Below are 23,282 nucleotides of genomic sequence, written 5' to 3'. Positions count from 1 at the left end.
GCTACAAACGCTATGTCTGAGTCTGAATGGTTTAACGAGGCCCGCTACGGGATGTTTATTCACTGGGGAGTCTATTCCTATGCAGCCCGCGGAGAGTGGTTTCCGAATCGGGAATTAGTTCCGTTTGAGGAATACAAGTCACGCTACGCAGAAAATTTTAAGGCGGAGAACTACGATCCAAAAGTCTGGGCGAAGTTGGCTGTTGATGCAGGAATGAAGTATGCTGTCCTGACGACACGCCACCATGATGGTTTTGCGCTATGGCCGACAAATACCAGTGAGTTTCATGCGGGCAACATTGGGCCGAAACGTGATCTCGTCGGTCCCTTCGCCGAAGCATTCCGTGAGGCGGGCCTGAAGGTGGGATTCTATTTTTCGCCGGCATCCTGGTATCATCCGGATTATCCGGGCCCGTATTTTCGTGACTGGCCGAATGAAGGGGATTGGGAAAATTCGGGGCAGCGCGATCGATTTATCGAGCACTACAAGGCACAGCTCATCGAGTTGATGTCAAACTACGGAAAGATCGATTACCTTTGGTATGACGGATGTATCCCGGACGATCTCCAGTGCCGCGAGGTGAACGAAGCCGTCTTGGCCTTGCAGCCGCATATCCTGATCAATGAGCGCAATGGGGAGCCTTTCCACGTTGAAATTTGCGAGCAAGCGATCAAGCCACCGAAGCATGACATCATGTGGGAAGCTTGCATGACTCTAAACGATAATTGGGGCTACCATGCCGGCGACAGTAATTGGAAGCAGCCGAATGATGTGATCCAGATGCTGACCGATACGGCACGCAGTGGCGGGAATTTACTTCTGAATATAGGCCCGATGTCGGATGGCACGGTGCCGCAGGAATCCGTTGATATTTTGACCGCTGCCGGTGATTGGTTGAAGCGCAATGGCGAGGCCATCTACGGAGCCGAGAAGTGTCCATTCTCCTGGACCAACTGGGGCAAGGTGACGATGAAGGGCAACAAGGCCTACTTGAATATCTTTAAGAGCACCGGCACGGAGTTATGTTATGGTGAGATTAAAAATAAGGTATTGTCGGCGAAGTTTCTTGAAAGTGGTAAGGCGATTAATTTTGAACAAAAGGATGGACGCCTATTTCTACGGGACTTGCCTGTTCTCCTAGCAGATCCAATCGCCACGACGATTGTCCTTGAGCTCGACGGGAAGGCCGAAGCGATTCGAGAACAGACTTCTTTTTGGATTCCAGGTTAGGGGTTGGCCGTCTGGGAAGAATATTTAGTTCCGAATTATGGATATGACATATGACTCGAGCCGATTGTTGAGTTCCTCGTTTCGTCTTTAAGGAAAATCTAAATTTTACATTATATGATTAATTCCATCTTTTCCATTTTATTCATCATGTTTGCTATTAAAGCTGCCAATGCGGAATCATCTCCGTCCTTCTCCGAATTCGATCAGCGTGCGAAGCGTGGTGAAACGCTAACGGTGGCCTTTCTTGGCGGTAGCTTGACATGGGGCGCCCAAGCGACCGATCCGCTGAAGACTTCTTATCGGGCTATCGTATCACGGGAGTTGCGTGATCATTACCCGAATGCCCATTTTACCTTTGTTGATGCTGCGATCGGTGGGACAGGTTCACAACTGGGCGCCTTCCGTTTGAATCGCGATGTGCTGGCTTACGAACCGGATTTGGTTTTCCTCGATTTTACGGTTAATGATCATGCTTCAAAGGTTCCCGAAGACGACCGCCTCTCTTCTTATGAGTCGTTGATACGGCGCATGTTGCAGGCGGATATTCCGGTTGTCCAAGTTATCCTCGCGGTTAAGGCGGATATCATGCCTAAGCCATCCGTGCGACCATTGGACGATATACATAAGGAGATCGGGGCGGCATATAACCTGCCTCTTGCGGATGTTGTCACATCGATGCGTAAGGCTGTGGTAGACGAGGCGCGTGCGACACCCGATGAACTTTGGGACCTTCCGAATGACTCGACCCACCCGGGGGATGCAGGATACGCCCTGTATGCTGAATGTGTTTGGGAGACTTATTTGAAAGCGGTTGAAGATGCTGTGGTCTGTCAACTGCCGGTGGATACGCTGTATCCGGATCACTACATGCAAGTCGACCGTTTCTCGTTAGCTGCAATCGACTCCTTGCCGAATGGGTGGAAGACTGGCGCGCCACACCGCAGTGCGATTGCGTTCGATTTCACATGCTCCCGCTGGATGGATGATTTGGCTATCGCCGAAGCGGGTGATACTGATCAACCGGAGGTGCTGACAGTTCAGTTTACAGGCGAGAGTGTACTCCTGTTTGGGGAAAGCACACCGAAGTCCGGACGCTATTCTGTCAGCATCGATGGCGGTGCACCTGTTGAATACAAGGCACATTGTGCCAGTGGAAACATGCGCCTGGTTCAGTTGCTTGCATACGGATTGAATGCGGATGAAACTCACACTTTGCAAATTCGTCCACTGCTGGAATCCGGTGAGGAGCTACGTCTCAACAGTGTTTGTGTGGCCGGAGGTTCTGTTCTCTTAAATAAAAGCAATGGCAATGATGCGAACGCTTCCAAACGTCCCAAGCCGACCTATGCTAATTTGCCCTACGGCACGGATGAGCGCAATGTGATGGATGTCTGGCTGGCGGAATCCGAAAAGCCGACACCCTGCGTGATTCACATCCATGGCGGTGGCTGGTTGGGCGGTGATAAGTCGAAGGTGGCGGAGCCGCAGCCGTTTCTCGATGCGGGCATTTCCTATATCGCGATCAATTATCGTTTTCTTTCGCAGACAATCATAGACACCGGTAGCGAGCGCGGAAGCGGGCCGATTCAAGCGCGAGGCGATTATCCCGAGCCACCGATCAATGTGCCTCTCTACGATGCGGCACGTGCCCTGCAATTTGTCCGCAGTAAAGCAGCCGAATGGAATATCAACAAGGAGCGCATCGGCTTAACCGGCGGTTCGGCGGGTGCCTGCACGTCGCTCTGGCTGGCCTTCCATGACGATTTGGCTGACCCCGATGCGAGCGATCCGGTGCTGCGCGAATCCACCCGTGTCTGGTGTGCCGCCGTGGAAAGCGCGCAGACGACCTTGGACCCGAAGCAACTTCTTGAATGGACACCCAACGCCACCTACGGCGGTCATGCCTTCGGCTACGTTTGGGATCGCAGCGACTTTACCGTAGAGATTCGCAGTTTCCTTGCTGATCGTGAGAATGTTATGGACTGGATTGCCGAGTATTCGCCGTATTTCTTACTGACCAAAGACGATCCGCCTGTGTATCTCTTTTATCGCGATGTTCCGGAGAAGGGCACGGACAAAAAAGATGCGACGCACAGCTCAAATTACGGCGCAATCCTTGTTGAGAAACTCGATGCGCTCGGAATGGATTATGATTTCAAGCATGGTGGAGTTGAAAATCCCGAATTCGCGAACTGCGAAGACTATCTGATCAGTAAGCTGAAACAAAATGAACTCAAATAGACGAACTGGTAGATGCGCACGAGTCCTTATGCTCGGAGTTGGTGGCTACGGACATTATTATATCGAAGGCTTGGAAAGACTCAGTGCTGAACAACGGGCCGAGCTGGTTGCGATTGTTGATCCTGGAGCGGAACGTGCACTGGATTGGCCCGAGTTAAAATCGCTGGGCATACCGGTTTTTTCCTCTTTGGAAGACTTCCTCCGTGCACCAGTTGAGGTTGATCTGGCTGTTGTATCTACGCCGATTTCGCTACACGCCGATCACTCCTGCGCCTTGTTGGAGGCGGGTATCAATGTGCTTTGCGAAAAGCCGATTGCCGCGACTTCGGCTGATGTTGAACGTATGCGTGCGGCTCGTGATGCATCCGGGAAATTTTTGGAGATCGGTTATCAATGGTCTTTTAGCGAGACGATGCAAAGACTGAAGGCTGATGTTCTGAGTGGGGCTTACGGCTTGCCTCAATGCTGCCTCACGCGTGTGGCTTGGCCACGTCCTCAGTCCTACTACACTCGCAACAATTGGGCGGGTAAAATCCGTAATCCCCAGGGGGCGCCTGTCTATGATAGCCCGGTCAATAACGCGACGGCGCATTTCCTCCAAAACATGCTCTATATACTTGGTCCGAGTCTTGAGCTGTCTGCTAAGCCTACCAGTGTGACGGCAGAGTGCTACCGAGCGAATCCGATTGAAAACTACGATACCGCTTGCCTCCGAATCGACACCAGTAATGGGATGCCTATCTATTTTTATACGACTCATGCGGTCGAAACAAACGATGGTCCTGTCTTCCTTTATCAATTTGAAAGCGCCGAGATTCGCTATCGACTTGGAGGTGATGTCGTCGCGCAAGGTAATGACGGTTCGACTAAAAATTACGGTAACCCTGAATCGACACACATGCGCAAACTGGAAAGCTGCGTCGAAAAATGTTTGGCTGAAGGGGTGGTGTCAGCAACTTGCAGCGTAGAAGCTGTTTGTGCGCATACTCATTGTGTCGAGGCGCTACAGGCGGTCGGCGTGAAAGACATTCCGAATGAATTTTTAGCAAAGAAAGAGATGCAGCCGGGCGATGTGCTTACGTATCTTCCTGATATGGAGACCATGCTTAGTGAGGCATTTGACCAGCAAAAACTCTTCTCGGAGTTGAATCTACCTTGGGCGGTGAAGCCGACCACGGTTCCCATTCCGGACAATCTATAGCCGTTACATTAAACTCCTGTTATCCACTTTTTATAGTATGAACGATATGCTAAAGACATCTTCGCAAGATACGAACAAAGACCCGATCGAGGCACTGATTGAGTCGATGAGCTTACGCGAAAAAATAGGGCAAACAGTGCAACTTGGACTGAATTCCCGGTTTTATCAGGGGGAAGCCTTGGAAGACTATCTCGCGGAGTATCCTGTGGGCAGCGTTTTTTGCGGAGGGGAAATTATTACACATGCTGAAGGCAGGGCCGCGACCGTGCGCGAACAGCTCGCGCGTGTGCAGTGTGCGAGTCGGTTACCTTTGTTAGTCGCCGGTGACCTCGAAGCGGGAGCAGGGCAAGCGGTCGCCGATAAGACACGTTTTCCCACGCTGATGTCGTTGGCGGCCTGTGATGACGAGGAGATGGCTTACGAGTACGGCAAATACACGGCATTGGAAGGGCGTGAGGCCGGCTTCAATTGGACTTTTGCTCCCGTGGTGGATGTGCAAAAGAATTGGCTGAATCCAATCGTGAACAATCGTGGTATGGGCGATGATGCGGGGCGTATTGTGAGGCTTGCGGGAGCTGTTATTCAGGGGATGCAGGACCATGGTCTGGCCGCGTGCGCCAAGCACTTTCCTGGCGACGGGGTTGATTTCAGGGATCAGCATTTAGCGACAACGGTCAATTCCCTGACCGAATCCGAATGGTGGGAGCTGCATGGTGGCGTCTTTCAGTCGGTTATTGATCGGGGGGTGCAGACCATCATGCCCGGACATATTGCGTTGCCTTGGTGTGATCCTGTTCGAGCTAAGTCCGGGCGTCCACGTCCGGCTACATTATCGGAACCGATCCTGACGCAGCTTTTGCGCGAGCGTATGGGATTTGAGGGGGTGCTGGTGACCGATGCCTTGATCATGGCTGGTTTTGTTGCTTGGGCGCCGCGTGAGGAGCGTCTGCTTGAGGCGTTCATTGCGGGCAATGACGTCATGCTCTGGCCGGAAAAGGATTACTATGGCCTGATGGAGCGGGCGATCGGCTCGGGCCGCGTGAGCGTGGAGCGATTGGATGCCAGTGTGCGTCGAATACTTAAACTGAAGCAGAAGCTTGGTCTCTTGGACTTGGCTGATGCATCGGAGCAGTTTGCGCCGATTACCGAGGATCCGTCAGTTCGTGAAAAAGCCGTTGAGCTCTCGAAGCGAGTGGCGGATCAAAGTATCACCTTGGTGCGAAACCGCGAAAACGTGCTGCCTCTCGATGCGGACAAGGTGCGCACGGTTCTTCTACACAGTGCGATCCCCGAGCATGTGAGCGATATGCATATCGATGCGTTGGCTGAAAAGCTGGAAGCGCGTGGGTTGGAAGTGACCCGCCACAAGAACGGCAACTGCCTTGACGTGAACAAAATGGAGCAGGCCGGTAAGACTTGGGATGCCTATCTCGTCGTCTATTCGTTACAGATTCACCAAGTGAAGAATACAGTGCGCCCGGTAGGAGAACTCGGCGAAGTGCAATGGGCACAACAGTATGTCGAGACAATGAAGCCGATCACGATATCGCTGAATACTGCCTACTTGACTTTCGATAACCCTTATTTGGATACGCTGGTTAACGCCTACAATACGCATTCAACGACAATCGATGCACTTGACCGGGCGCTCTTCGGGGATATCCCGTTCGCCGGGAAATCACCTGTCGAGCTCGAGCCTATTCCCGAACGCACCGGTTATCTCGAATGAGAGTCGGGCGGTTATATCGGCTTACCTGAGCTTCGGGCCTGTCCGCATGGGGGAGGTTATGGGCGTGCGAGGTCGATTTTGTAATAGGATGCACCGTGCATTTTACGCTGAATCGGTGGATATCTGAGAAAGTTTTCCACAACTATTAATTGACAATATGGTAGTAAAGAGACAAAAGAATAAGATTATCTTTGCTTTTATCTCTTCAGGACTTGGCTTCATGTTTTCTCTTTTACCTGCACCCATGCGGCTCTCGGATGTCTAATCGCATTTAGCTCATTTCAATCAGGGAATTATTTTCGATCGGCTCCCTGTGCTGACTCGATCAAAAGCTAGCCGATTTGGGCTCAACAATTTTTCGCTTAACGAATTTATAGTCACAACAGACTGATTACCTAATATATCCTAATGATTACCAAATACATCCCCATGCATTTTCGTTGCGCATACCTTCAGGTTGCTTGTGTGCTTTTATGCCTATCAGGCATTCTCTATCCTAACTTGAGCATTGCTCGGGCAGAGATCCCTGTGATCGACAGAGTCGCTGCAAGCGACTGGGTCAATGTTAAGGAGCGAGGTGTTATCGGTGATGGTGTTGTGGATGATACGGATGCAATTCAAGAGCTCTTGAATTCAATGCATCAGGGGAGTGTGCTCTATTTTCCTCCCGGAGAGTATCGCATCACCCGCGAGCTTTTACTGATGAAGTCGCAAGAGGGTAATCCCAGCGAAAAGCGTCTCATGGGGTTTGCGATCTATGGTCATGGGCGCGACACGATTCTCAAATACGACGGAGAGCCCGGAGCGGTGATGCTGCGGGTGCGTGGGATCTTGCACTATCGTATCGAAGGCTTGGTCTTTGATGGTGCGGGCAAGGCGCGTATCGGGATGTATCATGACAATCGCTTGCCGGAGAAGATGCTCTTCGAAACGCATCTATATCACGACTATGTGACCATGCGAAATTTCACTGAGTATGGTATTCTGTTTGGTGATCTCGATGATCACCCAGGTGGCGCCAGTGCAGAAACAGCATTTCAGCACATGATTTTCGAGAACTGTGGCACTGGTATCACCTTTAATAAATTCAACGATTACAACTATACCTTCGATGGTTGTATTTTTCGAGATAACTCTCGCATGGGCATTGAGTGTAAGAACGGTAATTTCTATGTCCGTAACAGCCGCTTCGAGAGCAACAGCTTGGACGTTTTTGCCAATCCAGAGCATTCCAGTAGTATACGTCGGTCGGTTTCGGTTGGTTCCGGGACCTTCCTTAAATTTACGAACACAGTATCACCCTTTACGGTCGAAAATTGTCTGGTCATAGATTGGAAAGACGAAAATGCGATCATCTGTGCTGGAGCTCCCATGCTCATCTTCGACAATCAATTTATCAGTGAGCAAGACAAGCAAACCGCGATCAAGGCTGGTCGGAATCAGCATGTCGTTCACGCCGCTAATTCTGTAGAGGGTGCCGCGCAACTCTTCACATCGGATTCGTCCAGTTATGTCACTACAGACATATCAGGCTCATCGCCCTTGCACTTGGAAGAAAGTATGAGCTTTATGCCGAAATCGGTTGAGGTGCCCACTCGGTATTTTGATGCGAAAGTTGATTTCGGTGCGGTTGGGGATGGTAAAGCCGACGACACTCAAGCGATTCAAGCGGCGATCAATGCTGCCCGTGAACACGGTAATCTTTCGATGGCTTATTTGCCAGCCGGCAAATATCGGGTCACTGAGCCATTGCTGCTAGAGGGTGGTGGTTACTCTTTTGGCGGCGGAACGATCTACAGTGAGATTTATTTCGACGGTCAGCCTAGCGATGACGCGATTCGGGTTATTCCAGAGGGTGAGTTGACGCTTGATACGTTTCGAGTGAAGCGCACCGCTTTAAAGATTCTGATCGAGGAGCGGGATGAAGGTTGGCGAGTGCGGAACTGTCGGGTTGGTGTCTTCGACGGTGACGGCGCAGACATCAGACAGCTGCCTTCTGAATCAGGCTCATTTGTGAAGTATCATACCGTGTATGTGACCGGAAAGTATTTGGAGCTGCCCTTCCAACTAGGGCTACAGCTTGACGGTCTGCGTGCACATGACCAGGTGGTTATTCATAATACGGAGGGAAATCTCCAGTTTCATAATTCCGGCGAAGCCACGATTCTTCACACTGTCGGGTACGAGGGCACTTTCTGGGCTAGTGGTCAGAACGGTAATGGGTTTCTTGGCGTGATGACGCGTTTGGCTACGCTCTCAAAGCATAGTATATTTGTTGAAGACAGTCATTCCTTTGTCGCCAGTGATTTTTACATTGAGCAAGCCCCGCCGGAGGCAATTGTTCTCACCGGAAAAGCTGGAGATATTCCGGGCCGTATCACGCTTGGCTTTGTGAAAACAGATCGTTTTGTTCATCTTCGAGATTATGAGGGTGAGTTGAATTTGGCCGCATCGCAATTTTATCAACATACCGGCAATCCATCTCCTGGTATTATCGTGAAGGGGGAGGCTCCTGCGATAAACTTAATCGCTAATTTCTTCTATATTCCTGAACTTGTCATTGAGCCAAATGATCTTGAGATTAATCTTTTGGGTAGTTCCGGAAAGTCGCCGCATAATGCTGCAAAGATGGAAATTCGCAGTGTGCAAAAGCCTAAGGATTTGACGAACACGATTCTTGATCTTCGAGAATTGGGGCGCGTGGATTGGGAGCTGAATCGCCCCAGCATGCTAGTGCGGTAGCTCCTCTACAAGGTGGGAAAAGATGCGTCGCAGCTGCAACCCTGATCTCAGGGAACAGCTGCGACTCTGCCATCGGCAAAGAGTTATTTAGCCGGTTGCGGTAACTGGATGGTTGCCAGCAGGGATGCTTTCACACTTTGTGGTCAATCCTCTCCTAGGCCGTCATGCATGAGAGAGGCGTAGGTCTTTAAGCGAAAGGGAGCGCTAATTGGGGTCACTTTCTTTCCGTCGTATTGGGCTTCGACTAAGTCGATCAATCCATTGGCTGTTTTGATCGTATCCGTTTGCAGCCATGTGGCTTTGAAGGGGCAATACATTTCGACGCCCAAGCTTTGATGTAATACATACAGTATTTGATGGCTTTTCTGGATGCCTAGCTCGAGCGTGGCAGTGATCAGGCCGCGGGCGGTCATATCCGGATAGCAAATAATCGCATCGGGAAGATCTTCTGAACTGAATAACTCCTTCGTCGCAATATAGCCAAATTTTGTTTGATTGTGGGTGTGTGTTTGAGGCTGTTTGATCCACGCTTCTTTCGTGGTCATTCCGTTTAGCTCAACTTCTTTGATGAAGCTATCTCTGAAGTATTCGGTTTCTATAGGCAGGCTGCCAGTATCCTGCCTTTGTTGCACGCTGGTGATAAGGCCAACCGTTTGGCAGCCTTTATTCTTTAAATGAGCAATTGGCTTCGGGAAGAACTTGCGGTCATTAAGATTGATCTTGTTGGAGACGTCTTTTGCGCCGGTGATGACCGAAGTGGCCACTGGTAGCTTGAGCAGCGCCGATAGGTTGACCGCATTTGCCAGTGGGATGATCAAGCCTTGAATTTCGTCTTTGGTGATCGCTTCGACAAGTCCGGGGAGTGCCTCGCGTTGATCCCTCTCGGCGCGACGGTCGACAAAGACTTCGATTTCGTAGCCTCGACGGGTGATTTCTTTTTGAAGTAAACCCTGTAGGCTGCGATAAAACCCATACTGGCCTTTGGACCAGATGTCGGGCTTACTAAAATAAATACCGATCGTTCTGAGCGCGCGTGGGCGTTCACGGACAAAGGTGCCGGAGCCGTGGCGTCGCTCGAGTAGGCCTTCTTTGACCAAGTTCTTTAAGGCAATGTGCGCTGTTGAGTTACTGGTGTTCCAGCGTTCGGCGAGTAGCGCAGTTGAAGGGAATTCGGCGCCGGGAGCAATTTTACCCGTCAGAATCTTATTTCTGATGTTTTCGGTGATGACACGGTGTGCGACTTCGCCTCGCTCGAGCTTAATCTCTTCAAATTGTTCGATCATGTAAGAATGGCTTTGGGCGATATGTATCGTTATGAGTTTGTTAGTTTAAGGAAATAGTTGGGCATTTGCAAGTTACACTACTTGCGCTTTTACGCAATAAAGTCAAAATGATATATTGACAAAACGCTAGTAAAGACGCTAAACAATTTGCATATATCAACCGTTTGGAGCCTCGGTTTGTAAGTCCTTTTTCAGATAGATGGTCTCCTATTGCCCCCCCCTTGTTTTGCAAAGTTTAGCCAACGCAATTGCGCTTCATTGCATTCTTTTGATGCCCTTTATCTCGCTCCATGCTGAGCAGTGGATCGAAGTTTTCGAACCCACTGAATTGCGTGGATTTGGAGGTGTTTCCGGGCGTGCGCAAGGGACTGATCAAGACTCCATTTTGCAGATTGAGTGCGAATCTCCTGAGAAGGCCCAATTGTTACAGGCAAAGTGTCTATCTGATTTCAGTTTGATCTCCGGGGTATCTGAGCAGGTTGTCCGCGTGTATGACCGTAATCTGAATGCCTTGCAGGTCGACAGTCAGGGGAGCATCGTTGTTTTGCAGGCTGCAAGTGAGGTTCAGATCCTAACTGCAGAATCGTTAGCGTCACTTAAGTTGGCGATCGAAAAAGACTTTCCTAATGGCCTTGAGAATTGGTCTTCAGATTCGAAGGTTGAGGTGCCGATGTGGTTGGATCGCTGGGATCGCTTTAGCTTTCGTTTCTATTATCGGCCATGGGAGCTGCCCAAGGGGGAAAGCGTGGAGACGTATGATTTCTTTCAGGAGTTTGAGTTTGCAGAGAAGAATGACCGTGCGGGCTTTATGCTGTGGGAATATATGAACTCGATCGATACCGCGGAGGGGATGACGAATTCGGTATATCATGATTGGGCGCGCCGCGCCGCTCGCGATCGACGTTTGCCCATCGGTTTAAACATGATGGCTGGTGGAAGAGGTATAGGCTATTTGAAAAACGAGTTTCGCGAAGAGACTCAGCTGAAAATGCCTCACTTCTCCGGCAACTATCACAAGATCGGAGATCCATTGGGAGGGGGCACTGGAACCACATCTTGGAATTCGAAGAGGTTGATCCATAAGGAGCTCAGTGATTTGAAGCATACAGTTGAAGGCTATGTGCAGGATCCCAATTTAACCACGATTCTGGAGCCACATGGTGAGCTGAGACATGGGCCTCATGATATCTTTATGGAATATGGCTCCGTGGCTGATGCGAGCTACCGAGAGTATTTAATTAAGGAGTATTCGGATGTGGAAAGTTTGAATGCTCGATGGGGCACCAACTATTCCAGCATGGATGACGTTCGGGCGCCAGAAGTCGCTTCTTTCCTCGGATGGGGGGAATCGGCTTTGGATTTATCCGGTCTTTGGAAAATTCGTTATGAATCCTTGCCTGAAGGTGTCAGCTACAAGCTAAACGATAATAACAAAACTTACAGCAAAGATATCCCTACGCTTGGCGCGTCAGATGAATGGTTTACGGTCGATTTTGACGACTCCGAATGGGGGGAGCTAGAAGCTTCTGCCACCGATCATGTGATGATGATCGAACAACGTCCGGCGGTATTGCGTCGAACAATCGATGTACCACAGGCCTGGTTGAAGCACAAGGATCAGGTCTGGCTCTATCTGTGGGACCTGAATATGGCCACAAAGGGGGTGGTGAAGGCGTATCTCAATGGCGAATTGATTACGGAAGAGGAGGTAGAGCATCATTTTCCTCATTGGACCGCTATCGAAGTTTCAGATCAGTTAGTCGCCGGACAGAATCAACTTTCAATCAGGCTTCCTCAGGCGATGATTGCTTATCGAATTTACCTGTCGTCTCATCCTCCGAAGCAATATCCAGATCTAGAGCCTGAGGTTAATGCCCGTTGGGTGGATTTCATGAACTGGACTCAGTGGTCTCGAGTGGACGTTGCTAAGCGATCCTTAAATATGATCCGTCAGGTGACTCCCGATCATCAGGTCATGCTCATGGCTCCGGATGGCTACGCAGCCTCAATGCTGGAGTTAGCCAAAGACTACGGCGCCAACTTTCACAACACCGGATATATGGGAGCCTTCTGGGCTGATTATTTACCATCATTGATGCGTGGCGCTGGCTTACCTTTCAGTCTGGAGCCAGGAGGCCCCGCCAGAGATTTGGATGGATTTAAAAAGCATCTTGGGCTTTACCTGACCGAAGGTCTGCAAGGAATTGATTATTTTATTCATATCGGAAACATTCTCTGGGATGAAGACATTCGCGCGCATTTCGAAGAACACCTCCCTGCAATCAAGTTGTTGGGGAAACATAATGCACCGAAGGCGGACGTGGCCGCGTTGTATTCCACCAACGCAAATACGTATACCTCCTTCCCTTGGAAACGTGACGCGAAGCGTTTAAATGCGGGCTATTGGGAGTGGAATTGGCGTGCTTACATGCGAGGTGTTGTTGAAAGCGATGCCGTTGCCGAAACCTCTTTTAGAGGTGGTGACACCGAGAAGTATAAGGTCATTATTGATACGAATACCTCCGTGATGGATGCAACTCTGCTGGAGGAGATTGAAGCTTATGTGCGGCAAGGAGGTGTCTTTGTGACTTTTGTTGAAACTGGGCGACACACTCCGGAAAGGCCAAATTCATGGCCGATCTCGAGTTTGACCGGATTTCGGGTTTCTGAACTCGGCGTGTCTGATTCCGGAATGTATCCAGCAGAAGGAGCCTCTGTTTTTCACGGTGATTGGAAAGGTGTTCGGGCTTATGGCCTTTCCTTAGAGCCTGTCGCTCCTGACGCGAAACCATTGATGTCCTGGGAAGATGGCTCCGTGGCAATTGGGGTGCGTCCGCTCGGGGAAGGTTATATCGTCCAGATGGGATGTAGATTTGATAAGACGAAAATGCCTGATCGCTTGGAACCTGCGGATAGGCCCCTTCCAGAGCGTATTGTTCATTTAAGACGTTTGTTCAGCCAGTTGCTTGAATGGCAAGGAGTTGATTTGATCGAATCGAAATGGTCACCGGAAAACCAATACGTGCTACTTCGACATTTTGTGACTAATAATGGTCTTTATGATGTATGGACGGTTTGGAACCAGCATAAAGAGTCGACGCTGTCGGGGCGCATTGAGCTGCCCGAGTCGAATATTTCGAAGTGGGCATATGACGTTGTTCGCGGCCAGCAAATGGAAGTAGAATCGGGCGGCATTCCCATTGATTTAGAACCGATGCAAACACGTGTTTTTCTTACACCACGTTCTGAAATTACAAAAGCACCGATTCGGTGGTTTGCGTTACAACGTAATTGGTGGCGTGCGGCTGTTGAACCGGATATGACTGAATATGCTGAACCACTACATCCCCATTCAGTTGATTTAGGCAAAGCGTGGAAGATACTGCCATCGGATGGTTCTGAACCAGAGGCAGAAATGCTTGCGATTGACTATGATGATTCTGCTTGGGGTGAACTTGAGATGCTTGGAGCCTGGAGCACCATTCCGGAATATACAGAGGTTAGCCATGCGCTTCTCCGTAAGCGCTTTACCGTTCCAGCAGATTGGACCGATGGCTTTGTTGAAATGGGGCTGCATTCCTGGTGGCAATCCACATTTGTCACCAAGGGACGTATTTGGCTAGATGGCCAACTGGTCCAGGATTGGAGTCATAAAGGTATCGTTAATGCAAATCCATTCAATGCGCTGACTCCTGGTAGCGAGCATGTTCTCGCTGTAGAAATACAGAGCGATTCTGTGCTTGCGGGAACGCGGGGCACGGCATGGTTGTGGCATCAACGGGAGCCTGAGGCCAGCATCGATCTGGCTGGTGCTTGGGAGTCGAGTCTGGATTCTTTGTTCTACGATGCTTCAATTGAACTCCCTGGGAAATATGATGCGATGCAACTGCGTCGCGAGGTCTTCATTCCTAAGGAGTATTCAGATAAGCGTGTGCGTGTTGCCGTGCACGATGTTGGTGGCATAATTGGTGTGCTCATGAATGGACGCTGGGTCATGCGATTCCGACACCAAATTGAAGATCGTTTTGAGCTGGATGTGACCCCTTGGATCAAATTCGGAGAAATCAATATGATTGAGCTTTCGACGCGTGAAGGTCCGGTTCGCGGAGAAATACGCTCAGTAGGCTTGAAGTTCTATGTTCCATCTGAAGAAGATTTTTATACAATTACCCTTTGAATTGCGCATGAAAAGATCCCCTCCGAATCAATCCCAAGGTTTCGCCTTGGTCATCGCACTTTCGCTCATGGCTTTCATCTTAATGTTGTGCCTTTCTTTGACGACATTGGTTCGAGTGGAAATGCAGAGTATTCATGTGCAACACGACGTTTCTCTTGCGAGATCAAATGCGCTCTTGGGCTTGCAAATTGCCTTAGGCGAACTACAGAAGAGCGCAGGGCCTGACCAGCGAGTTACCGCCACGGCTGATTTGGTGGATGGTCTGGCTGATGATACGCATCGTCGCTGGACAGGAGTTTGGGATGTTTCGAATCGAGATCCTTTCGTGCCTTTCAGCTCAGCAACTCAAGTTGATTGGTTGATCTCCGGTAAAGATCTATCGGGTAACGATTTAATTCCTGGTGGTGAAGTTCTGAACCCGGTGATGCTGCATGAAGATGCTTCCAACCCTTCGAATGAAGTGGTGGTTGGGCTCGAGTCCATTAATAATCAGTGGGGGAATGGTCACTATGCGTACTGGGTCGCGGATGAGGGAGTGAAAGCCAAAGTAAATCTGACGGATCCGCACCGTTTGAGTAGTGGTCTTGCGGCCAATGATTACCATTTTTCCCAAATGACCGGACAGCGAACGGGTATTGAGAAAATCACCTTGCCTGATTCGTCGGTGATTGGTGATTACATGGATCCACTGGATAGCTCAATTGAATCGCAAATAGAGCGTATGAGCACATTGGACCAACTACCACTGATAGAAAGCGGTTTAGCGGATTTACCCACAATTCTACTACATGATTTGACCACCTCCAGTTTAGGTGTTCTTGCAAATGTAGCTGAGGGAGGGCTCAAGCAGGACCTAAGCTTAGCTTTCGAGATGGATCTGGATGATTTTAATGCTGATACAAATTTTGCTGCGGGCGGAGAGTCGTTAGCGCCAGGCGTGAATGGGACAATCACGGGACACGAAATTCGCTACTTATTTACGCATGATTATACGCCGAATGGAGATGGCATCCGTGGTCCGACTTGGCATCTGTTACGCAATTATTATCGCTTATACTTGCAGAATGATCCGGACCGTTTTGTGGATTACAAAACCGCTCACCCAAGGGGTGTCGAAAGGCAGGGGAATCGATATACCATTGATTCACGTCCTTTTTTTCCTCAGATGCAGGATGGGACTTCTAGTAATAATTACAGTCTGCCCGCAGCTCTTTACTCCACCGGAACCTATGACATGAATGTGTCGAATTTCTACGGAGGTGGAACTACGCGCGTCCCTCGTCCGACTGATATGCAAATTCATCCGGTCGTTACGCGGGTTCAATTATTTCTAAGTTTGCAAGCGGTCAAAGTCTTTCCTGATCCTGATAGCACGGACTATAAATATAGAATTGATTTACTGGCCAGCCCAGTGGTCACGATTTGGAATCCTTACAACGTTGAGCTAGATTTTGAACAGATGCATGTTAATTGGAATTTCCTAATATTACCGATGGAGTTTTCATATCGGGAACCAGGTGAAGCGCTTCAAACCATTAACTTAAAATTGGGTGATGCGAACGAAACGAAGAATTTCAGTTATGCTGGTTTGATCTGTTATTTGGAAGGAAGCACATTAGCCCCGGGGCAAGTTAAGGTTTATTCAACAGTAGATTCGATTGGTGAAAAAGCAGGGAGTTCTGGAAAAGTCATTTACCGCGAACCTATCGCCTTATTCCGGAAGTTTGGAAGCTGAGGCGAAGTATTTTCGTTTCGATCAGATAAAGGTGTCAGTTGATGAAGACGATAATTCCGCAATTGATTCGGAGCAATTGATCGTTGAACCGGGGACTGAAATCCGAGTATCCGGTGAGTCGGGTGGCGGGGCAACCGGAGGTTATTCTGATAAACTATTAGTCAGTTCAAATTTAGTTTGGTCTTCCAATGGAAGGAGTTCGGGGTTTAATATTAGCTCAGGAACGCTGCAAAACCCAACCGGGGCACGTGAGTTTTATTGGCCGGAAGAAGATACTTCTTACTTTGGCTTGGTCGAAGATATCGCAGAATACAATGAGGTCGACGGGACTGGACCTTTCCGACATCCACTGGGTTTAATTGATACTTATCTGAAACCTTCAGGGACCATCGATATGAATCACCCAGTTCAATTTCTCGCCCGATATAATCCGAGAGCCCAGAGTATCAGGCGAATGACTGGTGGCGATAACGACGGATATGACTTTCCTGTTGTTGGGAATTGGTCCTATAACATTCGACCATTTACCGACTGGAATGCCGATATTGTGGCTGTTGATGCGGGAAATGGGAATGGTTTCTGGGGACAGGATAACCGCAATGGAGTGCAGCATGTTGTGCTTTTTGAGTTGCCCACGGCCCCCTTGCAATCGCTGGCTGCTTTTCAACACGTAAACAACATATCCCGTTATGCTCAAGAGCCTGCTTTCGTTGTTGGGAATTCCTATGGAAGTCCATTCATTGCTCGTGATTCTGTAACTGAGCGTTTGCTGAACAAAAATTTCACTCAAGTTGACTGGTCCTATTTTGCGAACGAGGCGCTTTGGGATAACTATTATTTTTCAAGTTTAACGCCCAGAGAAGATTTGAATGAAGATTTTGAAACGTCGCTGAATCGTTATTTAAACCGAGATGCATTGCCGAATTCCCGAATGATCTTTGACGGAGTTTCTGCATCTGAAGTTCTGGGTGATTTGTTGGATGCGAATGCGGATTCAAAGATCGCCGCAGACGCTTACCAGAAATCCGCAGAATATTTCATGGTTGATGGCGCGTTTAATGTGAATTCGACTTCTGTCGAGGCATGGAAAGCGGTTCTAGCTGCAGCAAATGGAATCGATGTGGCCTACTTCAATGGCAATTCGGTTAGTCGCGCTGGAGAACAGCCTTCGCCTTTCAGTCGTATGACACTTCCGGGAGGAGATAATTCAGATGACTGGAAAGGCTTCCGGTCATTAACGGATGCTCAGCTTGATGCGCTGGCTCATGCAATTGTTGCTCAGGTTAAATTACGAGGGCCGTTTACTTCTCTGGCAGACTTCGTCAACCGCCGTCTGTCGACGGATGATACCGGTTTGATGGGGCCATTACAGGCTGCAATTGAAGCAACTACAGTGAATGACAATTTTACGGAGGTTGTGACTGAAGGCGACCTTGAGGATCCTGGGGTGACTTATTCGGAAGGCAGTAATTATCCTTACAAGTCACATGCAACAGGTCCTACTGCTGCGGCTGCCACTGGCTATCTGCTGCAGTCTGACATACTGATGTCTTTGGGGCCTGTGCTGAGCGCACGGTCCGATACATTCAAGATCCGTGCCTATGGGGATTATGAAGATCCTATAACAGGTCAGACGACGGCAGCTCGTTGTGAAGCGATTGTTCAGCGCTTACCGGAGTATGTTGATCCTGCCGATGATGCGAACTTGCCCCCATTGCAATTAACGAGTGATACCAATTTGGACTTCGGTCGACGCTTTGTCATCCGTTCGATTCAATGGCTAGACTAAGAACATTCTTTATTTTTATGATGCGAAAAAGCTTATTTCTATTGATCGCAGTGTTGGTCATGATCGGCGCGCAGTTGAGTGCCGATACGGATGAGAATGAGATATCTATCCGTTTCAGCACTCTGGCTTGGGATACGATTAAGGCTAATGGCATCCAATACCTTAATGGCGAACACGTGGAGACGGTTCGGGTGGGGCAATCTCATATGAATGGTCCGTATCTTTACACGGGACCAAATCCAATTGTCTTTTTTCGAGAAAAGCCGGGGCTCGAACCGGGTACAGTTATTCGAGAGCGAGTTGCACAGGCTTACTTGGATCCTCAATTAAAGGAGGTTCTTTTTCTGTTTACGGAAATGCCATCGAGCTCCGGTGATTTGAATTCGCCTAACTCAATGCAATTGAATACACTGGTGATGAACCATGATCTTGGCGTTTTCCCGTTGGGCTCTTTCAGAATTATTAATTTAAGCCAGCACGAAGTGGGCTGTATCCTTGGTGATGAAAAACTCGTGATCCCCGGTAAGCAAACGAAGCTGATCCGATCTCCTTCGAATGATCAAGCGGACATGCGAGTTCATTTTAGTATGAAAATCGATGATCAGTGGGAGCCTAAAATCAATACTGCCTGGATGTATCATTCCAATAAGCGGTCGTTAGTTTTTCTCACTGATGTGGTAAATGCGCGCCGTCCCTATCTGAAGATGAAAACGATTTCCGAGAAGGGGACCCGCTAAGGGCCTTTGCGCGGATAGCGTAGTGTATTGGGAGAAGTTCGTCCTCCAAGTCCATTGGCACCTTTTGCTCTCCAAGGTGTCCTCATAGGCCATTTCGTGCCATTTGGGCGTTGTGGATTGGAGATTAACTGGGAGCCAAAGCCTTCTATCTCAAATGACGAGTCGTGCCGTTTCTCCGCCGATGCAAGATTCGAATATGGCGGAATTTGCCTTGATGATGTAGGACAGGCTTCTTTGTCGGCCTGGGCTTGTCGAAGGTTGGCTCGTGGGCTCGATTGAAGAGGACGAATCAATTAGTGAGAATGACCGTTCGACATCACCTGTTCCACAAACGGTGCCCGGGCATCGCCCCATTTGCTATAGGCTTCAACGGTCTGCTTGACGCGGTTAGGGATGAACTGTGCGGGTTCGTCTTCGAAAACCTCCGTTAAATTTAGAAAGTGGACCTTGGGATCCTGTTGGGCATATTTCTCAAGCAGTTGATTGTATGTTTTGATGGAATCAGAGACGAGTACGCGCTCACCGCGAACCTCCGGTAGAGCACTTTCCAGTAGAATCTCTGTATCTGGATAGAGTGATTTCAGCGTATCGACGATTGCCTCAACACCAGCCACGACATCCTCGGGCTGTGTGTGGTAGGAGACTACATTTTCCTGCAATTGCAGGATTACCAACTTTGGATCCAGATTCTCCGCTGGCATGTTTTGCAATTGCCAGAGGATGTTCTCCGTGCGGTTGTTCCACATGGCACCGAAAACGGGAGAGTAAGAGCGATACTGTTCCGTGTATAGCTCATCAAGGCTGCGCTGCCATTTGGACATGGTGGTATCGCCGAGGAAGAGTAGGTGGCCTTCATGGCGTTCAGTTTCACTAACGAATCGGTTATATTTGTAGAGCCAGTCGTTGCGAGATTTTGGTTCGATAATGGAAATGTCTTTAGGCTGTGCGACCGGCGCGCGTGGTGCTGGGACGTTGGCGATCGGCGCTGTAATGAGCCACTTTTCGACGATCGGTTGAATGCTATCAGCCCAGACTTTGAAGGCTTCCGGTTTTTCAGGATGCAGACCGTCGGTAAACCATGTTGTGTTCAAACTGCCGTCGGTGTTGAGGAAGCCTTCCCCAAAATCAATGAATTCAACCATTTCTCCATCATCGAGCTTTGCGAGATACTCGTTAATCGTATGAATGCGTTCCATTTGACCTTCGGGGCGACTGCGTGGGAAGATGCCCTGAACCAAGACGCGGGTTTCCGGGTGATGCTTGCGAATGTATTCAACGACCTTCCACACCCCGTAGGCGATTTCCTCGTCACTATTGGCGTGCAGGTTATTGGTGCCAATCATCAGGAGGACCATCTTTGGGTTCAATGGAGCCATTTCGCCGTTCTCCAAGCGCCAGAGGACGTGCTCGATACGATCGGCACTGATGCCTAGGTTGATCACACCATGCGGGTCATAGCGTTCTTCGCGGATACCTTTGCCCGCGCCACCGCTCCAGCGCCAAGTGATGGAGTCGCCCAGCAGGACAATCTGAATCTTGTCTGCGTTGTCCTCCGCTTCTTGAACGAGCGAGCGATGTTGATCGCCCCAGGCGTCCTGCATCTTTGGTGTGGTCGAACGGTTCGAGCTTTCCGCAGTGGCAGCTTGAGTGATGGTTATGAGGGAGAGCGCTAAGGCACTTAAGAGCCTATGTGTTTGGTGCATTTTAATGTGTGGGGTTGTAGATTGTGTCTAAATATTGGTTCACCAAGGTGGCCCATCGTTCGCCATGTTTTTTCAGGCCACTGGTGCTGAGGTGAACGCCGTCGCGGTCATCGCCGATCAATGTATCGGTGTCGGGACCGGGCATGGCAAAGCCTTCTGCCCAGAGTTTTGCCTGTGCATCGCGTGTGCTGGAAAAGGAAGAGTCGCGAGGATTGAGATAGGACGTTTGGGCTACCATCCAAGGAATGTCCCAACCAGCTACCTGACGGGAGGCTTCGATGATTTCCTTGAGCTTGTCATAGTAAAACTCACTTGTTCCACGGACATTACTTTCTCCCTGATGCCAAAGTAGGGCGCGGAAGCCGTGAGGTCCGAACTGATTGATACGTGTCATGACCCAGAGGAAGGGAAACGAGCCAGGGGTCCAGTTTTGCACGGGGGCACCGCCGTGTCCGGTAATCGCGATTCCAACGGGCACATTCTGCTCACGCGCGATGCGATCGCCAAAGAAGGTCCAAGGGCTGCCGCCTTGGCTGCTGTCCGAGCTTCCGGGGAGCGGGTCCTCGCAGAGCTGCCAGCGGGATCCACTGAAGCTGGCGACGAGTCCGGTCTGTGTGCGGTTGCGCTCCTTTTCAGTCGCTCCGTAATTCGTTGAATTTGATTGGCCACACGTGACGAAGACCTCACCAATACCGACGTGTTCGATTGTTTCCTGGGCGATGACCTGTCCCTTGTTCAGCGCGCGTAGCTCGACTTGATACCATCCACCGGCGGGAAGCTTTAGGTCGGCCGAGAATCCATGACTTGCATGGTCTATTTCCATCGGTAGCCATGTCTGTGGAATGTTGCCGAATGCAGACGTTCCCGTTATGCGTGCTTCGATTTTATCGAAATCTTCACGCAAGGAACCTGCTATTTGTATGGATCCTTCTTCTTGAGTTGTCCGCTGGAAGACCTGGTAATCTTTGGGGGAATACAACGATAGCGAGCTGTCGCTGGCCTGCGGAGCTAGCGGGAAGGCGATCTGTGAAGTTCGGCGGGTGGGGATTGATTCGGGGATGAGTGCTTTATATTCCCCAATCGCCTCGTTGCTAAGGCGGCTGGCCTGAATCGTGATCTCTCGCGTCTCACCCGCCTCTAATTGGGCTTCCCAGACTTGATAGAGTCCGTTGCGCCAGGGGGTGGCGACTTCGGGGGCGGATCCCCAGATGCGGTCGCCTCCTGTTATTTCGATCTTCCAGTGGGCAGGGCCTCCATCCTGATACCAGATGGTGTGAGGCCAGAACCGCATGGTAGGCGTTTTGACCAAGTCGCCGTCCGGTGCTCGCACCGCACCCGCAGTCGGGTCTATCACCATGAGTAGGAGCATGGGGGAATCGGATTTATTGGTCGCAGTGATGCGAACAGTCTGCGCGACACTGAAGTTATAGACCAAGTCAGCTTTGTTGCTGCTGGCACGGATGGTCTGATCATCCAGTTTTAGAATTTCATGCAGGGGCACCGCTCCATTCTGCCAGAGGAAGATACCACGTGAGCCACCGAGGGGATTCTCATCGGGTAGACCCATGCCGGTTTTCAAGAAATCAGGCCGATGCGAATTCGGCATCAGATTGTAGATTTCACTGGGTTTCAGAAAGCGGAGACTGGCTAGGCTACCGTCTCGTGTGATTTGACTCTCGATCGACGGGTCACCGCTTTGGCTGATTCGCAAGAGATCTTTTTCTGGTCGGATTGTGGTTTCGCCGATGGCTACAAATGGAAGGAATCCAAATAGAAATAAGACCTGAAATGCCAGTTCTGTCTTCAGTCGTTTTTTGATCATGCTGTTTTAAACGAACATAGGCATCTTAAGAAGATGCCTATGCGTGATTCGTGAATGATTAACGGATACTATTTGCGAGCTGCTCGTCTCCAGCCAAAGACGGCGAGCAAGGAGATGCCCCCAAGGGCGAGCGCCACTGATTGTGGTTCAGGAATCCCAGGGAATTCGGTCGGGACGGAGTCGTAGATGCGGAATGAGTCAAAGCTGACTGTCTTCTGGTCTGTCTCATCTTGTAGAAGGCCCAGTCGGAAACCATAGTCCGTATCCTCATCTGTGTTTATGTCGATTGTAACACCTAAATTACTTGTGGATATGGGTGTGCTGGAATCGATGGTCGAGTTTGCGCCTTCTAAGAGATACAGTTTACCGATAACTTCTCCGCTACCATTAGTCTCAATCGCATAAGCAACATGGTATGTCGTTCCTGGAGTATAGGTGATTGAGGTTGATGGATAATTTATGTAGGAACCGGAGCCAGATGAGTAGTCTAGAATCTGAAAGTTGATCGAGGTGCTAGAATTGTTAGTCACAGCTAATCTAAAGTCATTGCTAGGACCAAAGTAAAAATCTAAAAAACGGTAGCTGTTGCGTTGCGTATCCGTATTGCTGTCGGTGGTGAAGAAAAAATCGAATGCTCCGTTAAGCTCATCTAGACCGGGGCCAATTCCATCTTCTGTATACCACGAATCGAATGCGTTCGCTGCGCTGGAGGGCGTCAGGGTCACATAGCCGATCCCAGTGTTGTTATCTTGGATTTCAAGTTGTCCTCCGGAGACGGACGCATTTGGACCTAGTGAGCCGGTGCCACCAAGTGTTACGATGTCCGAGGCGCCACCGGTGCCCAACCGGGCCCATTGAAATCAGCCTGAAAGACGAGTTCGGCAGAGGTTGCG

General features: G+C 49.8%; 13 protein-coding genes. 9 read left to right on the top strand and 4 right to left on the bottom strand.

Annotated elements, in window-relative coordinates; all coding sequences use genetic code 11:
* Positions 1-12: 12 nt before the first annotated feature.
* From RBB63_RS17295 to RBB63_RS17275, 5 genes are all read left to right on the top strand, one after another.
* Positions 13-1,230: an alpha-L-fucosidase gene (locus tag RBB63_RS17295; protein ID WP_309386243.1), complete on the top strand. Its 1,218-nt coding sequence runs from the start codon at positions 13-15 to the stop codon at positions 1,228-1,230.
* A 114-nt stretch (positions 1,231-1,344) separates the two neighbouring features.
* A complete protein-coding gene (locus RBB63_RS17290) occupies positions 1,345-3,471 on the top strand; it encodes a GDSL-type esterase/lipase family protein (protein WP_309386242.1) in 2,127 nt (708 codons plus the stop codon).
* A 28-nt stretch (positions 3,472-3,499) separates the two neighbouring features.
* The gene (locus RBB63_RS17285) at positions 3,500-4,672 is read left to right on the top strand and encodes a Gfo/Idh/MocA family protein (protein WP_309386241.1); all 1,173 of its coding nucleotides are present in this window, start codon (positions 3,500-3,502) and stop codon (positions 4,670-4,672) included.
* Between the two features lie 37 nt (positions 4,673-4,709).
* A complete protein-coding gene (locus RBB63_RS17280) occupies positions 4,710-6,401 on the top strand; it encodes a glycoside hydrolase family 3 protein (RefSeq protein WP_309386240.1) in 1,692 nt (563 codons plus the stop codon).
* Positions 6,402-6,809: 408 nt separating this feature from the next.
* Positions 6,810-9,143 carry a right-handed parallel beta-helix repeat-containing protein gene (locus tag RBB63_RS17275; protein WP_309386239.1) on the top strand — a complete coding sequence of 778 codons (2,334 nt, stop codon included), beginning with the start codon at positions 6,810-6,812 and terminating at the stop codon, positions 9,141-9,143.
* Positions 9,144-9,286: 143 nt separating this feature from the next.
* Here the strand turns inward: RBB63_RS17275 and RBB63_RS17270 are convergent, their stop codons facing one another.
* On the bottom strand, positions 9,287-10,426 hold the full coding sequence (locus tag RBB63_RS17270) for a GntR family transcriptional regulator (protein ID WP_309386238.1): 1,140 nt from the start codon (positions 10,424-10,426) through the stop codon (positions 9,287-9,289).
* Positions 10,427-10,697: 271 nt separating this feature from the next.
* Here RBB63_RS17270 and RBB63_RS17265 point away from each other — a divergent pair, with 271 nt between their 5' ends.
* From RBB63_RS17265 to RBB63_RS17250, 4 genes are read left to right on the top strand one after another with little or no spacing between them, the layout of a single operon-like run.
* Positions 10,698-14,603: a type 1 glutamine amidotransferase family protein gene (locus RBB63_RS17265; RefSeq protein WP_309386237.1), complete on the top strand. Its 3,906-nt coding sequence runs from the start codon at positions 10,698-10,700 to the stop codon at positions 14,601-14,603.
* A 7-nt stretch (positions 14,604-14,610) separates the two neighbouring features.
* Positions 14,611-16,338, top strand: a complete 1,728-nt coding sequence (locus tag RBB63_RS17260) for a hypothetical protein (RefSeq protein WP_309386236.1) — start codon at positions 14,611-14,613, stop codon at positions 16,336-16,338.
* Positions 16,265-18,127: a hypothetical protein gene (locus RBB63_RS17255; RefSeq protein ID WP_309386235.1), complete on the top strand. Its 1,863-nt coding sequence runs from the start codon at positions 16,265-16,267 to the stop codon at positions 18,125-18,127. Before RBB63_RS17260 ends, RBB63_RS17255 begins: the two co-directional genes overlap by 74 nt.
* Before the next feature lie 17 nt (positions 18,128-18,144).
* Positions 18,145-18,864, top strand: coding sequence for a hypothetical protein (locus RBB63_RS17250; protein ID WP_309386234.1), 720 nt, complete (start codon positions 18,145-18,147; stop codon positions 18,862-18,864).
* A gap of 293 nt (positions 18,865-19,157) precedes the next feature.
* Here the strand turns inward: RBB63_RS17250 and RBB63_RS17245 are convergent, their stop codons facing one another.
* The 3 genes from RBB63_RS17245 to RBB63_RS17235 form a co-directional block, all read right to left on the bottom strand.
* Positions 19,158-20,567, bottom strand: a complete 1,410-nt coding sequence (locus tag RBB63_RS17245) for a GDSL-type esterase/lipase family protein (RefSeq protein WP_309386233.1) — start codon at positions 20,565-20,567, stop codon at positions 19,158-19,160.
* Between the two features lies 1 nt (position 20,568).
* Positions 20,569-22,389 carry a sialate O-acetylesterase gene (locus tag RBB63_RS17240; RefSeq protein ID WP_309386231.1) on the bottom strand — a complete coding sequence of 607 codons (1,821 nt, stop codon included), beginning with the start codon at positions 22,387-22,389 and terminating at the stop codon, positions 20,569-20,571.
* Positions 22,390-22,457: 68 nt separating this feature from the next.
* Positions 22,458-23,234 (bottom strand): hypothetical protein, encoded by a 777-nt coding sequence (locus tag RBB63_RS17235; protein WP_309386230.1) that lies wholly within the window; start codon positions 23,232-23,234, stop codon positions 22,458-22,460.
* Positions 23,235-23,282 lie beyond the last annotated feature (48 nt).

It is taken from the genome of Cerasicoccus frondis (assembly GCA_031296915.1).
Taxonomy (GTDB): Bacteria; Verrucomicrobiota; Verrucomicrobiia; order Opitutales; family Cerasicoccaceae; genus Cerasicoccus; species Cerasicoccus frondis.
This window is presented reverse-complemented; position numbering and strand designations above follow the sequence as displayed.